Source organism: Microbulbifer maximicatervae (SeqCode) (assembly GCF_052467505.1).
In genome coordinates, this window is the sequence record NZ_CP174313.1 from 1,366,579 (window position 1) to 1,379,685 (window position 13,107).

Consider the following 13,107-nt stretch of genomic DNA (forward strand, 5'->3'; position numbering starts at 1 on the left):
TCAGCCTGTAATGAAATACCTCAAGGAATACCGCAACGGCGAGAACATCAAGCTAATTGCGGCAGAGATTCAGAAAGTCACTACTCGCCCATGGACTCTAATGGAGATCTGTGGAGGGCAAACCCATGCCATCGCAAAATACAACTTGCAGCAATTACTGCCCGAGGAGATTCAATTAGTACACGGACCCGGTTGCCCGGTTTGTGTCACACCTCAGGAAATCATCGATAGAGCTATTGCGATTGCTGCAATGCCCAATGTTATCTTCTGCTCCTTTGGCGATATGTTGCGAGTCCCCGGTTCAGATCGAGATTTACTAGAGGTCAAAGCTGCCGGAGGCGATGTCCGTATTGTCTACTCGCCGCTGCAAGCGCTCAATGTGGCAGAGCAGAACCCCACCAAGCAGGTCGTATTCTTTGCGGTGGGTTTTGAAACGACTGCTACCGCCAATGCCCTGGCGCTGTCCCTCGCCAAGCAAAAGCAAATCGACAACTTTTACGCATTGATATCCCAGTTTTTGGTTACACCGGCGATTCAATCGATATGTGCCCGTGAAGACTGCCGGATTCAAGGTTTCCTAGCTGCCGGCCACGTTTGTGCAATAACCGGATATCGGCAATACCGCAGCTTGGTGAAAAAGCACCAGATTCCAATAGTGATCACAGGCTTTGAACCCCTGGATATTCTTGAAGGCGTACTCCGGTGTGTCCGTCAATTAGAGAGTGGTCGCAGTGAAGTAGAAAACCAATATCAGCGCGCGGTTACTAAAACAGGTAATACCGTTGCCCAAGACTTGATTAAACAGGTTTTTAAAGTAGCAACACAACAGTGGCGCGGCATAGGTGAGATTCCTGCTAGCGGTCTGGTATTGAGCGATGATTACTCAGGATTTAATGCAGAACAAACATTCAATCTGCCAGCATTGAGCATTTCTGAAAACAGGGGCTGTATCAGTGGGGATATTATGCTGGGGCTAAAGAAGCCCGGGGATTGCCCTCACTTCGCTAAGACCTGCCAACCCCAGCAACCGCTGGGGGCGCCAATGGTTTCCACTGAAGGCGCTTGCGCGGCCTACTATCGATACCAGAACCAGGTGGAATCGAATGAATCTGCAGTGTCCAATTCCACCAACCGCTGACGAGGTCGTACGCCTCGGCCATGGCAGCGGTGGGGAGATGACCCAACGCTTGATCGATCAATATATTCAACCTGTCTTCTCTAACCCCTGGCTATCCCAGGCCCATGACAGTGCAACACTTCCATGGAAACCGGATCAGCTCGTATTTACCACCGACTCCTTTGTAATCTCACCGCTTTTCTTTCCCGGAGGAAACATCGGTGAGCTCGCCGTTTATGGCACCGTCAACGATTTGGCCATGGCCGGCGCGGAACCCAAGTTTTTAAGCTGCGGCTTGATTCTCGAAGAGGGGTTGCCCCTGGATACTCTCCAACGTGTTCTGATCTCGATGGCTGAGGCTGCCCGGAACACAGGAATTACCTTAGTCACCGGCGATACCAAAGTGGTAGAGAAAGGGAAGGGGGATGGGCTCTATATCAATACCAGTGGTATCGGTACCCTGATAAAAGAACAACCCATTGATCCCAACCGCATTTGTCAGGGTGATTCTATCATTCTATCCGGCGATATTGGCCGCCACGGAATGGCGGTAATGGCCTGCCGCGAAGGACTCGAGTTTGAAAGTGATCTCCTCAGCGACTGTGCGCCACTGAATGGTGTCGTTGCACAAATGATGAATGCCGGAATTGAAGTTCATTGTCTGCGAGATCTCACACGAGGTGGGCTAGCCACTGCACTGGTGGAGCTAGCAGAGAGCTGCGGAAAAACCTTCATTTTGGAAGAAAGCAAAATTCAAGTATCCGATGCCGTACAGGGCGCTTGTGAAATTTTGGGCCTCGACCCACTATATGTTGCAAACGAGGGACGTTTTGTCGCTATTGTCCCTGAAGGCGCCTCCAAGCAGGCAATTTCCATCCTTCAAGAAGCAGCAGCGGAAAGCGCCTGTGGTTTTATCGGTACAATTGAAGAAAGAAATTGCGCCCAAGTCATTCTGAAGAACAGCTTGGGATGCGATCGGTTATTACAAAGGTTACCAGGGGAACAACTACCGAGAATTTGCTAAGGATTTTATTGGCAGAATATTCATAGAATTAATCAGTTCCTCTCACTTTCAAGATCCTAATCTCTATTTAGTCTTGGATATTGCTGACCCATTTGGTCTGCGATTAATAAGACCTACAAGCCTTTTAACCGTTGAATGTTCCGCAGTAGCGGTAAGTAGTAGGGCAGGGCATATTCATGAGAGTCACCGCGTACTTTGCAATTTCGTTACTTTTAACTTCCACAATTCCAATTTCTGCAAACGCTCAATGGGCTGCACCGGAAGTTGGGTCCTACGGTCATCCAGACAAAAGGTGCAAGCGGGTTAAGCCCCGTTTTGACAAACTATTTAAGGCGCCTGTCGACGAGTGTTTTAACGGTATAGGCGAACCCTATCCAGAGTTAGTCGACGGGGTATGTTCAGCGGGAGAACCTAAACGCAACAGTGCACAGATCTGGGGGATGGCTGAATCACCCAAGTTTTTATATTGGGGAACAGGTGCCAATGTTCCCTGTACCGCACAGGCAGCACCGGATGCAGTTCTGACCCCGATCTTCGCACCAAACCAGGGTTGGGTATGCGAGTTTAATCAAGGAATCCTGGCACAGGAAAATCCTAACCTAAAAAATCTTGGCGACTGGCGGGCACCCACCGCCTATCGTATGGACACCTGTACACTGGAAGTCACGGAAATAACTCCCATCTATGACCCACTTCTGCAAGATACATTGGGATTTCGCTCTGGAGGCTACGCTGACGATGTTATTTTTCTTGCGGGACCCGGCGGTGTCCAAGAAGGTATAGCCGGCGAGGGCGGCGGTAACAGCATCATTATGATGGCTTGGCAGGCAAGTACCGGGCAGTACTTGGGATCGAAAAGATTCCCTGAGTATTCAAACATCCGTAAGTTTTTAAATTACAAAGGTGTGTTGTACACAGGCGTTCGATTACAAGAAGACCTGGGTGGATCAGGCCAAGTCCTTCGCTGGATGGGCGATCTGCATGATCCATTCAAGTTTGAAGCAGTGGGAACCATGGAAAGCACCCCTGCAAACCTGACTGTACATAGAGGGCGTATATTTTCCTCCACCTGGCCCAATGTTAATACTCAAACAGGAGAAGTTCTGGCCTATTCGGGAATTGTAATGAGCCCCAGGATACCTCCCGGAGGCTTTAAGCCCAGTGATGTTGAAGAGTGGGAAGAGGTCTGGAACATCACTGAGTACGAACCAGACCTCATCAGTGCTCGGGCCTATGCGGGCGGAGACATTACATCATGGCAAGGAAAGCTCTACTGGGGCACGATTAACTTTCCATTAGGTGGTTTCAGAAGCCATGTTCAAGCCTATGGCGAAACCTGGGATACGCCTATTGGTGAATTGGGAACCATAATCGCAACTCATCGTGCAACCACTGTGTTCAGTGGTGACCGATTCACCAGAAAAAGTAAGAGAGATAAAGGGAAGAAGAAACCGAGGGTTAATGTCCTATATGGGTATCAAAGTGTCCAGGTTTGGGACCCAGATAGTAATGAGTTTGTGGATACTCAGACACTGGCTGGGGCCCCAAAGCTAGGCAGAGCCGGATTGGGTTGGCCATTTAATGTATACACATGGCGCCTGGGTGTAACTGGAGACAATATGTATCTGGGTACCCTAGATGTCAGTAAGCAATTTGCAGCTCTAATAGAGAGTGGAACTGACCCCGCAGGTGAACTTCCAGCAGAACTACTTATGCTACTGGAAAACGCACTATCCAACCCGGTAACATCTGGCGCAAAGCTCTATCGATTTCTCTCGCCAAATCAGCGCGCTATTCCTGCAACTATAAACGGTGTGGGCAATTCAGCTAACTTCGGTTTTAGAACGATGATTAATCACCCAACCTTCATGTGGCTTGGAACAGCGAACCCATTTAATCTCAACCCTGATGGCGGTTGGGAGCTATATCGATTCGCTCCTATCGCCCCCAAGAAACCGAAATGGGTTGATGGTATGCAACAGGATTAATTCATCGCCATATCTATCTGACTAGCTGGGTCTGCTCCCCATTTTGGGGAACAGACCCAATTAGGTTGCGTTCAATATTTGAACATATAGAATCAATACTCAAAATAGTTAAAAATCACTGAGTACCTCATGACAATCTCTACATCCTTAGCTCTGTTCATTTCAATGCTAGTTCTAGCACTGATACCTGGGCCGGGAGTATTAGCTGTTGTTTCCCGGTCAGTGACACTCGGCTTGCGCCAGGGGTTAATTACAGTAGTGGGAATTGTTGTAGGCGATTATTTCTTTATTTTGTTAGCTCTGCTTGGCTTAGCAACGCTAGCCGAAACCTTGGGGAGCTTATTCATCGTTATTAAATATGCTGGAGCAGCCTATCTTATCTGGCTGGGAGTGAATATCTTTCTCTCAGCAAAGAAAAGACAAGTCGACCAAAACCAAATAGCAACAAGCCACTCCCATAGCAGCTTTTCAAGTTTTCTACTGGGCTTAGTCACCACGCTGGGTAACCCGAAAGCTATTCTTTTCTACGTAAGCTTCTTTCCAGCCTTCCTCGATCTAACTCGTGTTGCTTCTTTGGACATTGCAATTATATTTGCAATTGCAACGCTAGCCGTAGGCAGTGTGATGGCCGGTTATGCGTACCTTGCCTGCAAGGCACGGTCAACAATCAGTCTATCAGGAAAGACCCCGGCTCTAAAATACGGCTCTGGGGCTTTGCTTATAGGAAGTGGAGTTTTTATTGCGGCAAAAAGTTAGTGCCTACACAAGGTGCAGAAGTAATAGACCCAATTACAGCTCTCTGTTAGTTAGTCTAAGGAGGACGACCGTTTTACTTAGCTCCAAAGTTACTCACTCATATCAGCCTGCTAATGCTACTTTTAGTGCCTGCCAGATTATTTTTGCATCATCCAGCGCTCGATGAACTGTGAATTTGTCAGAGTCCTCCAGCTTTTCGTGCTCATTAATGAATGTTCTTAGGTGATTTTCAGAGCCACCTATTAGCTCCTGAATATCCCTTAGTTCAAACTCCTGATGAATACCAGTATCAGAAAAAAGGGCATTGCACCAAAAACTGTCCCAGTGCAGGGCATCGCAATAGACAACCTGACCTGAAAGAATCCTGTTTAGGCTATAAGCCACTGTAGCTGGATCTATACCCTCGGATTCCAGCTTTGACCGGGAAATGTTATGTATTGATTCAGCACCATCGGACCAATAAGACCAGTGTGGCACTGGTTTTATTAGCGCTTGGTATTCCACTGTTTCAGAGCAGAGGCCAACTTCTATAGGGTAACTCTGCTTGGATAAGCCACTGGCTTCGAAGTCAATAATCCACACGGTAAGAACGATAAGATATGGAAGAAAGGTAAAAAAACTTAGCACCTCTTCCTTACAAGCTTCCAGTCTGTCTCATTTTCAAGCCAATTGAATAAACATATATCTTAAGATAGACTGCAACTGATAATGATTATTATTTGTAACTTGAATTTAAACCCGGTAGATCGCTAAATACAAATCTTCCCAGTATTGAAGGCAATATTTGCAACTACGAAACTCCATTTCTGTAAAGAATAAGCGCAATGTTCAAAAAATCCGCGACCTCTAAGCAAAGAAGGCTGGAAAACTTCAATGTCTAACCTGGTGGCTTTCCTACTTACTTATTTGGCTGTACTACTTATTTTTGTAACCAGACATAAAGATCTACAGCTCAGTAGTTTTAAGCGCTTACAAAGAATTGCCTGGTGGGTGCTTCCGGTGAGTTCAATTCCTTATGGATTCCTATATGGTTGGGAGGTAGGGATACCCATCTGGCTTTGTGTCGCGATGTTCTGCGCTTTATTACAAGCACTGCTCGCCCCAATCAAACCTAATTGGCTGCTTCGCCATTTTCCACTGTCAGTAGTGGGCTTGTTGGTATTAGAGCAGGTTCTTCTGACTATCGGATAACTCTATGGCTGCTTCAATAAAAATCAGTTGGCAACAGGTCGCCCTGACCATTGTGCTGAGCATTATCTTGATGTTTTCCAGCACGGTGATGTTGTCGATTTACTGGCCGTCCGCCGAGCCAACAGAACGGATGGCAGCGGGATCTATGTTATCGACACTTTTATGGGTCGGGTATATGAGTATGGGGTTACTCGCCGCCTCCACTTGGCGCGCAGCGGCATACCTATTATCCCTGTTGCTGGTCATGCTCGGACTAAGCGCTCTTTCTTTTTTATAATTTTCGGTCTAGCCAACTTAAATGCAACAGCGTAGCAATATCCTTTTTTACGAAATTCACTCCTGGATTGGGGTGTTATTTTCTATCCTGCTATTCGTAATTTCCTTTTCCGGCGTGGTCGCACTATTTGGCCACGAGCTGACCCAATGGGAACGCCCCGAGCATCGTATTGCCTTCGATGCTGAAGCGCCTGTGGATGTAGATCAACTGGTCGCTCCGGTGCTCGCCGAGGCAAATATCGGTGAGGACAGCTTTTTTATGATCTCAATGCCAGACTACTACCATCCTATGCTGGAAGTGCTCTGGACTGATGCTGAAAGCGAGGAAACCGAGGTACGCCATATAAACCCCAGTACCGGTGAAGTGCTGCCGCCCAGCGGCTCTGATTTCGCTGAGCTATTGACGTATATGCACACTGATCTACTGTTTCCCAGGCCTTTTGGACGTTACCTGGTTGGACTGATGGGCTTGGTGATGCTGCTCTCGATATTAAGTGGCATCATCATTCACAAGAAAATCTTTAGAGATGTTTAAATTCCGAGTGGATCGCAGCAGGCGGCTCAAATGGACAGACCTGCACAAAGTATTAGGGGTCTGGCCGCTACCGTTCCATATAGTGATTGCTTTTACTGGCGCAATACTTGGCCTGAATGGCATTATGATCCAGGTTGCTGCATTTTCTGCTTTTGAAGGTAATGTGGAAGCTGCAGTCGCCTCGGTAGTGGGGGAATATCCTGAGATAACTGGCGAGCCTTTGCTGTCCAATAGCTATAACCAAATGCTGCTGCGCTACCAGGACCAAGTGCCTAATGCGAAACCCAAAGCCATTTATGTGGAGGCCTACGGGGATCGCAATCAGGTTGTCCAAGTCGCGGGCCAAACAAACGAGGCGCTGGTGCGCTTTGTTGATGTCAAATACCGCAGTGAAGATGGCGAAGTAGTTAACATCAATAACCCCGTGCAGGACTCAGGTCCGTTCATGCGGGTGTATTTTTCACTGACTCCACTTCACTACGCACTCTACGGTGGCTTCCTGATGAAAGCCCTGTACTTTGTGTTGGGATTGGCATAGTGTTTGATGATGGTAACGGGCACCGTTATCTGGCAGGTTCGCAAGGCACAGAGGCAAAAGCTCCCCTCTGGTGATATTAATACCCGGGGTTCCGGCTGGTTCCTCAGTTTGCTCACGGTAGGGGTTTGTGCCGGTTTGGTTGTCGCCACCGCGGCCACTTTCTATGCCAATAAGCTGTTACCTCCCGGTGGTGGTGGCGATCAGCGCTTTCACTGGATTGAAATGGTGTATCTCTCTGTATGGGGAGTAGCCATAGCCTGGGCGATGTTACGCCGCCAGATAAAACCTGCATTAGCAGATCTCTCACTTTGCGCAGGCCTGCTGCTTTGCGGTATCCCGCTGCTGAATGCACTGGTAACAGGGAATGGTCTGCTAGTCCCCTGGAAGTCCATCACCTTACCAGTGGTCTTCACTGACCTGGGTGCCCTGGTAATGGGGGTCATTTGCCTCTATTCGAGCAGATATATCTATAGGCAGGTATCCCAGTCAAAGCTGGCTGCAGATATGCCCCAAGCAGTTGCCGCCCAATAACGGGCTATTTCCTGCGAGATGGCGAATGCCATCTTGTAACCTCAATAGAATCTGTACAGCACTGGAATAGGGCGCTGCAACCCATCCCAACTACACACTTTACCTTCCACTCAATTACTCTCGAAGAGAGTGGTATTTGCTTTCAAGCATTCAGAGGGCGCTACTTTTTTCACAACTTACATATGGGATGAGTGTGTCGTTGGGCTGGATAAACCCAGAACATTCTTGCCCCCTCCCGAACCGAGATTTTCCTTAACTCCCGTCACCAGGTATGGAAATATCAAAACCATTTAAAATGGCAGAGACCTGATGATAGCCAGCCACGAGAAAGACCAGTTCGGCGGCGCCCTCGTTACCGAAAGCACTCACGGCCATCTCCCAAGTAGCCTTTGGCAGGCGGCCTCCAGCTGCAAGTGATGCGGCGACATCATAAGCAGCGGCTTCCTCAAAAGTTAGGTCTATCGGACGCTGGCCCGCTGCGATAGTGGCAATTTTGCTCCTTGCCAACTCACTTTTCTCACCAATAACCGTATGGGAGTACAGCTCATAACCCGCTTTAAAATGAGCTGCGGTGATTAGAATCGCAACCTCCCGAGCGGTCTTAGGAAGCGTGGGTTTGTCTGCAATAGCCTTGATATTGTCCCACCAGGGCTTTCCAAACCTGGGATATTGCAGTGCTGGTGCCCAGGGCCCCAGTAAAGCGCCATCCTTGCGCTTCTTGATGAAACCTGTGAAATACCCCTTCATCTCATTACTCATATCTTCGTAAAGGGGTTTCTGTTCTTCGCTGAGTTCTTCTGGTGGGATGGCAGGGATACGCAACTGACACCTCTCTTGTCCAATTGGCGATTCAGATTTATCACACACAAAGATTCTAGCCCGACAGAACGCAAGAATCGGGATGCCTGTTTGAAGAGTTGCAATTAAGAGCTAGTTAACTGCCGAACTTTGGCTCAGGAAGCCCATGAACTCCAAGCCCGTGAACGGCTAAGATACAGCCCGGTTGAGGATGTCGAGCCAGTTCCTCTTTAGTGAGGAATGACTGCTGAGATGTGACAAACAGTGTCTCATAATTATTACCGCCAAAAGCGATGCAGGTAGGGCTGCGAATCGGCAGATCGATCTCTCTATCAAGCCTTCCTTTGGGATCTACTCGCAAGATTTTGCCTCCAAGATTCAACGCAAACCAGTAAAACCCTTCCGTATCTACCGTTGCACCGTCGACAATTCCTGGTTGTCGGTCCTCTATGGAAAAGAAAGGGCGCCGGTTGCTAATCCGGCCGTCACTGATATCCAGATCGAATACGTAAACCATATGTCCAAAGGTATCCCCGAAGTACATTCGCGTATCTTCAGGGTCAAAAGCAATGCCGTTGGCTACAACAAAGCGAAAATCCTTATCGGCCTTTCGGTAGGTTAGATCGGGCTCCAAACAATAGAGATAGGAAGATTTGTCTTTAAAACGAACATCCATACTGCCGCACCAGAAACGCCCATAACGGTCCACTTTGCCATCATTCAAACGACTGTGAGGCATACCGGGTTCAGGATTAACGATTGTATCGACACGTCTGTTTTCCAAGTCGATCGCAAAGAAACCGGAGCATCCACCTCCGATCATTCCGCCTCCACGGCGGAAGCCAAAGGAGCCTATTTGTTCAGGCATCTCCCAGGTCTTGCGTTCGCCTGTTTCGATATTGAAACTTCTTATGGATGGAGGCCGGGCATCAGCGGGGTCAGGTTCGGGGTTAACGTGATCAGCCCAATAAATAGACTTGTCTTCCGCTGACCAAATCGGTGTCTCGCCCAATCCATCATTGCACTCCCATAGACACTCGATTTCTACCACCGTAAATCCTCCAATATGAAAAGTGCGCATTCACGCCGATGAAGGGAGCGAGTACCTAATGAGTCGTAAGGCTAATTTTGTGATTCCAAGTTAAGAAGGCCGAATAAGAATACCCGGCCCGTAAAAACCAATATGGCTTGGCTTACCACTAAAAGACCATCAAAAACTGAAAGTCCACTCGGGAATCCAATTCAAAGCCCAGGCTTCCATTACTTTATCAAGCCCACTCAAGACCAGTACCCCGAGTAGTAATAGTATAAGACCTAGTAATGTTTTGCCTCCAATTGCGAAAGCCCCAGCTGATGGTGACAGTCGAGTATAAATCTGCCTCGATAGCCCCCCAGCCACTAAAAGCGCTGTACCGGTACCTAGTCCGAAAGCAAACATCACCATAAATGACTGCGCCAATTGTTGGCCCATGGAAGCCAGTGCTATAGCGGCACCCAGGGTAGGGCCAACACATGGCAGCCAGATGATTCCGGTAAGGAAGCCAATACCAAACTGCCCAGCCCAAGCTCCATCACCGGTAATGCTCGCCCCTGCGGTGATTTTTGATAAGCGCAAGGTCAGCCAATCGGAAAGTGGTTTGATCAACAAGACGAGTGCAACCGCCACTAACATTATCGCGGCAATATAGCGGAAGAGTTCTGGGTCTAATCCTAAGGAGACCAATAGAAAGCTCAGCACCGTACCTGCCAATGCAAATGACAAGCTCAGCCCAATCGCCAACGCGTACGGCCCCCTGCGCCCGGCACTATTAGAAGCCCCGACAACCATTGGCACCAACGGCCAAACGCAGGGGGAGAGAATACTGAGAGTACCCGCGATCAAAGCCAGGGGGATGGCGCTAAGCTCAAGCATTGTCAGTGCAAGCCTTAACTGAATCGAAGATATTCTGCTGAATTACATCGGCACGAGTTTCGGCAACACTGAACCACACTTGTTGCTCCCCATTAAACAGTAGTAGCGTTGATTGCCGAGGAGCGCGGAAGTGCTTAACCCACTTTTTCTGGGAGTCGAAATCCACATTCAGGATCGTAAGGCCACACTGGGCATTGTCCCTCTGAAACTGCGCCAGAATCTCGCCCTGCTTTTTACAGGTTGGGCACCAATCTGCTCTCACATCGATCAAAATGGGTCGTTTGGCGGCTTGTAACTCCTTGAATCGTTCTTCGGAAAATGGCTCTGATGCTAGAGCGAATGGCATAGAAAAAACTAATGTAGCGGCGATCAAGGTGCGAAGAGCTAAGCGGATAAATTTCATACAATCCATATCCTTAGTGGCAGGGTATAAGCCCCAATTTGAAGACAGTCTGTTTAGATACCCATCTTGGTCGTACTGGAGTGCAAATTCTTACAGTAAGGCTACGAGGATTTGTTCGACTAGGAACTCCTAGGCCGACTCTCTGTGTATTCAGGAGCGAAGAAGGCTAGGCATCGAGATGGAGAAGGGTGATGGCCTCACTGTCATAAAGTAACAACCAGGTGAAGTTGGAGCCTCCAAAGAACTTATAAGATCTGTGGGAGTCCTACCTGTTATCGCACTAATCACAGAGTTTTTCGGAAAAGGATTTTGGCCAGGTCTATTGAGATATGGTCTACGAAGTAGATGGATTTTAATACGACGACACCTTCACTCTCCAACATCAAAACCACCAAAAATTGGCGCTTTGCAGTCTCAGTACTTATTGCTATTGGAACCCATATAGCACTGATAGTTGTTCCAGTATCAATCGCTCCAGGTCCAACTCCTAGGACCAACACGTCGCTAGAAGTCAATTTACTGGCCCCATTTACTCCTCTGCCTTCTACGTCTCCGCCAACTGCTGAAGAACCGAGCGTAGTATCAGAGCAGGATACCGCTCCGACAGATGCAGTAACCGTTACTAGCCCGCCAATACCTGATCGTTTGAATAAGGTGAAGCCAGCCAAAACAGAAGAGCCACCACCCAAATTGGAAGGAGCATTAGAGGCAAGGCCCCATTCCGAGGATTTCCCAACTGCGCCAAGGTCAGGGCGACAACCGACTGTATTCAATCCCGCTCTTGAGAGAAAAATAGCCAGGGAACGCAACAAAGTCCGTCGATATCAGCCTACAGAAAACAGATACCAGACCTCGACAGGAACCTTCGTTCAAGTTGGAGACCGCTGTTTTGATGTTAAAGAGCTACCTGCTACAAATACAGATAGTGATCTAAACCCATGGTTTGGTGCGAAGTGTCCAGATAATTCCAGATCACAAGCAGAAATCGATCGATTGGCTGAGAAATATGGGATTCCATGAAACTGCTGGAGTAACTTTTTCTAAATGAAAAGTTACTCAACCTTCACCAGCTGTCTTGAAATATGTAGTTATCAACTCAACTGGTGAAAGTATTACACCTTTACTGTCTTCCCTTGAAGGTTAGTGAGCCTTACCGCCTGAACGTTCAAATCCAGCGTAAGGGTGGTATAGAGTTGATTGCAGGCCTGAGTGACGCTCCCGAAGATCTTGTGGCATATCTCCCAGGTGGACTAAGCGAGTCGGTTCAGCAGCTGCTATCCAGCGATCGGCAAAGTTGTCCCACGAGTCAATATGCTTATGAGCGGACTTGGAATCCTTGAAATGCTCATAGATAAGCACGTTTCCATCATCGGTTACGTAGTACTGGTAGTTCAGGGTTCCACCTTCTTTCTTAGTTGCTGCGACCATCTCATTCACAACAGCTTTGAACTCCGCTTCATGTCCCTTTCTTATCTTTCCCTCGATAATCCAACCTACGTTGTTAAACATGCTTGCTACCTCATTACCGAAAGTATCGTTAACCAAATAACACCGGAAGAGTTCTGAAGTATCACTCAGGGCGCTTAGCTGGTGTGTTGAATTGTAGATGGTTTCAGAAGAATTACATGCCGCAGGCAGGATGGACCAATTCAAAACTAGTAACTAAAAGAGAGCCTAGGGTCAGTACCCGCTAGTCAATTTGGTGGCATCACTATTATAAGCTGAGTCCATATGATGTTTTCGCTGATAACTTTGTGGATTTCACGTCCCTTTCGATTTAGGAGAGAAGTTCACCCTGAGCGGGTAGGGTAGTGTAGTGTAGTGTACACTTATTTTGACCACATTAAATTGATGGACAGAAAATACGATGGGTAAAGTTAAACCCAATATTGACAAGAAGAGAGTCCGTAACCGTTAGGATTACCTTTTTGCCACCTAACCCGTATTTTAATCTTATCTTCCCAAAGCTCCAGCACGCACTGCGGAGCAACTATGAATCTATTATATTTGGCTCAACATATTTTGACCTAATATTGCA

14 protein-coding genes and 1 pseudogene are annotated in these 13,107 nt (G+C 47.9%); 9 read left to right on the forward strand and 6 right to left on the reverse strand.

Annotated features, from left to right (window positions below; genetic code table 11):
* Nucleotides 1–10 precede the first annotated feature (10 nt).
* The 4 genes from hypD to ACJJIN_RS06200 all read left to right on the forward strand — a co-directional run bounded on the left by hypD (nt 11) and on the right by ACJJIN_RS06200 (nt 4,885).
* The gene (gene hypD / locus ACJJIN_RS06185) at nt 11–1,138 is read left to right on the forward strand and encodes a hydrogenase formation protein HypD (RefSeq protein ID WP_444897324.1); all 1,128 of its coding nucleotides are present in this window, start codon (nt 11–13) and stop codon (nt 1,136–1,138) included.
* Nucleotides 1,104–2,141, forward strand: coding sequence for a hydrogenase expression/formation protein HypE (gene hypE / locus ACJJIN_RS06190; protein ID WP_444897325.1), 1,038 nt, complete (start codon nt 1,104–1,106; stop codon nt 2,139–2,141). Before hypD ends, hypE begins: the two co-directional genes overlap by 35 nt.
* Before the next feature lie 176 nt (nt 2,142–2,317).
* Nucleotides 2,318–4,129 carry a hypothetical protein gene (locus ACJJIN_RS06195; RefSeq protein WP_444897326.1) on the forward strand — a complete coding sequence of 604 codons (1,812 nt, stop codon included), beginning with the start codon at nt 2,318–2,320 and terminating at the stop codon, nt 4,127–4,129.
* Between the two features lie 129 nt (nt 4,130–4,258).
* Nucleotides 4,259–4,885, forward strand: coding sequence for a LysE family translocator (locus tag ACJJIN_RS06200; RefSeq protein WP_444897327.1), 627 nt, complete (start codon nt 4,259–4,261; stop codon nt 4,883–4,885).
* Between the two features lie 102 nt (nt 4,886–4,987).
* Here the strand turns inward: ACJJIN_RS06200 and ACJJIN_RS06205 are convergent, their stop codons facing one another.
* Nucleotides 4,988–5,512 carry a hypothetical protein gene (locus tag ACJJIN_RS06205; RefSeq protein WP_444897328.1) on the reverse strand — a complete coding sequence of 175 codons (525 nt, stop codon included), beginning with the start codon at nt 5,510–5,512 and terminating at the stop codon, nt 4,988–4,990.
* Between the two features lie 246 nt (nt 5,513–5,758).
* Here ACJJIN_RS06205 and ACJJIN_RS06210 point away from each other — a divergent pair, with 246 nt between their 5' ends.
* From ACJJIN_RS06210 to ACJJIN_RS06225, 4 genes and pseudogenes are all read left to right on the forward strand, one after another.
* Nucleotides 5,759–6,076 (forward strand): hypothetical protein, encoded by a 318-nt coding sequence (locus ACJJIN_RS06210; protein WP_444897329.1) that lies wholly within the window; start codon nt 5,759–5,761, stop codon nt 6,074–6,076.
* Between the two features lie 4 nt (nt 6,077–6,080).
* A complete protein-coding gene (locus ACJJIN_RS06215) occupies nt 6,081–6,353 on the forward strand; it encodes a hypothetical protein (RefSeq protein ID WP_108733205.1) in 273 nt (90 codons plus the stop codon).
* A 21-nt stretch (nt 6,354–6,374) separates the two neighbouring features.
* A pseudogene (locus ACJJIN_RS06220) lies at nt 6,375–7,425 on the forward strand (PepSY-associated TM helix domain-containing protein).
* Nucleotides 7,426–7,431: 6 nt separating this feature from the next.
* Nucleotides 7,432–7,956 carry a hypothetical protein gene (locus ACJJIN_RS06225; RefSeq protein WP_444897330.1) on the forward strand — a complete coding sequence of 175 codons (525 nt, stop codon included), beginning with the start codon at nt 7,432–7,434 and terminating at the stop codon, nt 7,954–7,956.
* A 252-nt stretch (nt 7,957–8,208) separates the two neighbouring features.
* On the opposite strand, the gene ACJJIN_RS06230 is transcribed toward ACJJIN_RS06225, so the two are convergent.
* The 4 genes from ACJJIN_RS06230 to ACJJIN_RS06245 all read right to left on the reverse strand — a co-directional run bounded on the left by ACJJIN_RS06230 (nt 8,209) and on the right by ACJJIN_RS06245 (nt 11,069).
* Nucleotides 8,209–8,778 (reverse strand): carboxymuconolactone decarboxylase family protein, encoded by a 570-nt coding sequence (locus tag ACJJIN_RS06230; RefSeq protein WP_444897331.1) that lies wholly within the window; start codon nt 8,776–8,778, stop codon nt 8,209–8,211.
* A gap of 112 nt (nt 8,779–8,890) precedes the next feature.
* Nucleotides 8,891–9,835, reverse strand: a complete 945-nt coding sequence (locus tag ACJJIN_RS06235) for an SMP-30/gluconolactonase/LRE family protein (protein ID WP_444897332.1) — start codon at nt 9,833–9,835, stop codon at nt 8,891–8,893.
* Nucleotides 9,836–9,964: 129 nt separating this feature from the next.
* Nucleotides 9,965–10,666: a cytochrome c biogenesis CcdA family protein gene (locus tag ACJJIN_RS06240; protein ID WP_444897333.1), complete on the reverse strand. Its 702-nt coding sequence runs from the start codon at nt 10,664–10,666 to the stop codon at nt 9,965–9,967.
* A complete protein-coding gene (locus ACJJIN_RS06245; protein WP_444897334.1) occupies nt 10,659–11,069 on the reverse strand; it encodes a thioredoxin family protein in 411 nt (136 codons plus the stop codon). Before ACJJIN_RS06245 ends, ACJJIN_RS06240 begins: the two co-directional genes overlap by 8 nt.
* Before the next feature lie 345 nt (nt 11,070–11,414).
* On the opposite strand from ACJJIN_RS06245, the gene ACJJIN_RS06250 reads away from it, so the two are divergent.
* The gene (locus ACJJIN_RS06250; protein WP_444897335.1) at nt 11,415–12,089 is read left to right on the forward strand and encodes a hypothetical protein; all 675 of its coding nucleotides are present in this window, start codon (nt 11,415–11,417) and stop codon (nt 12,087–12,089) included.
* Nucleotides 12,090–12,209: 120 nt separating this feature from the next.
* Here the strand turns inward: ACJJIN_RS06250 and ACJJIN_RS06255 are convergent, their stop codons facing one another.
* A complete protein-coding gene (locus tag ACJJIN_RS06255; protein WP_108733199.1) occupies nt 12,210–12,578 on the reverse strand; it encodes a putative quinol monooxygenase in 369 nt (122 codons plus the stop codon).
* Nucleotides 12,579–13,107: the final 529 nt, after the last annotated feature.

Excerpts from the sequence above, each read along its gene's own strand:
- hypD (WP_444897324.1), top strand. The coding sequence starts at position 11 with ATGAAATACCTCAAGGAATACCGCAACGGCGAGAACATCAAGCTAATT.
- ACJJIN_RS06195 (WP_444897326.1), top strand. The coding sequence starts at position 2,318 with ATGAGAGTCACCGCGTACTTTGCAATTTCGTTACTTTTAACTTCCACA.
- ACJJIN_RS06215 (WP_108733205.1), top strand. The coding sequence starts at position 6,081 with ATGGCTGCTTCAATAAAAATCAGTTGGCAACAGGTCGCCCTGACCATT.
- ACJJIN_RS06235 (WP_444897332.1), bottom strand. The coding sequence starts at position 9,835 with ATGCGCACTTTTCATATTGGAGGATTTACGGTGGTAGAAATCGAGTGT.
- ACJJIN_RS06225 (WP_444897330.1), top strand. The coding sequence starts at position 7,432 with ATGATGGTAACGGGCACCGTTATCTGGCAGGTTCGCAAGGCACAGAGG.
- ACJJIN_RS06200 (WP_444897327.1), top strand. The coding sequence starts at position 4,259 with ATGACAATCTCTACATCCTTAGCTCTGTTCATTTCAATGCTAGTTCTA.
- ACJJIN_RS06255 (WP_108733199.1), bottom strand. The coding sequence starts at position 12,578 with ATGTTTAACAACGTAGGTTGGATTATCGAGGGAAAGATAAGAAAGGGA.
- ACJJIN_RS06250 (WP_444897335.1), top strand. The coding sequence starts at position 11,415 with ATGGATTTTAATACGACGACACCTTCACTCTCCAACATCAAAACCACC.
- ACJJIN_RS06240 (WP_444897333.1), bottom strand. The coding sequence starts at position 10,666 with ATGCTTGAGCTTAGCGCCATCCCCCTGGCTTTGATCGCGGGTACTCTC.
- hypE (WP_444897325.1), top strand. The coding sequence starts at position 1,104 with ATGAATCTGCAGTGTCCAATTCCACCAACCGCTGACGAGGTCGTACGC.
- ACJJIN_RS06245 (WP_444897334.1), bottom strand. The coding sequence starts at position 11,069 with ATGAAATTTATCCGCTTAGCTCTTCGCACCTTGATCGCCGCTACATTA.
- ACJJIN_RS06210 (WP_444897329.1), top strand. The coding sequence starts at position 5,759 with ATGTCTAACCTGGTGGCTTTCCTACTTACTTATTTGGCTGTACTACTT.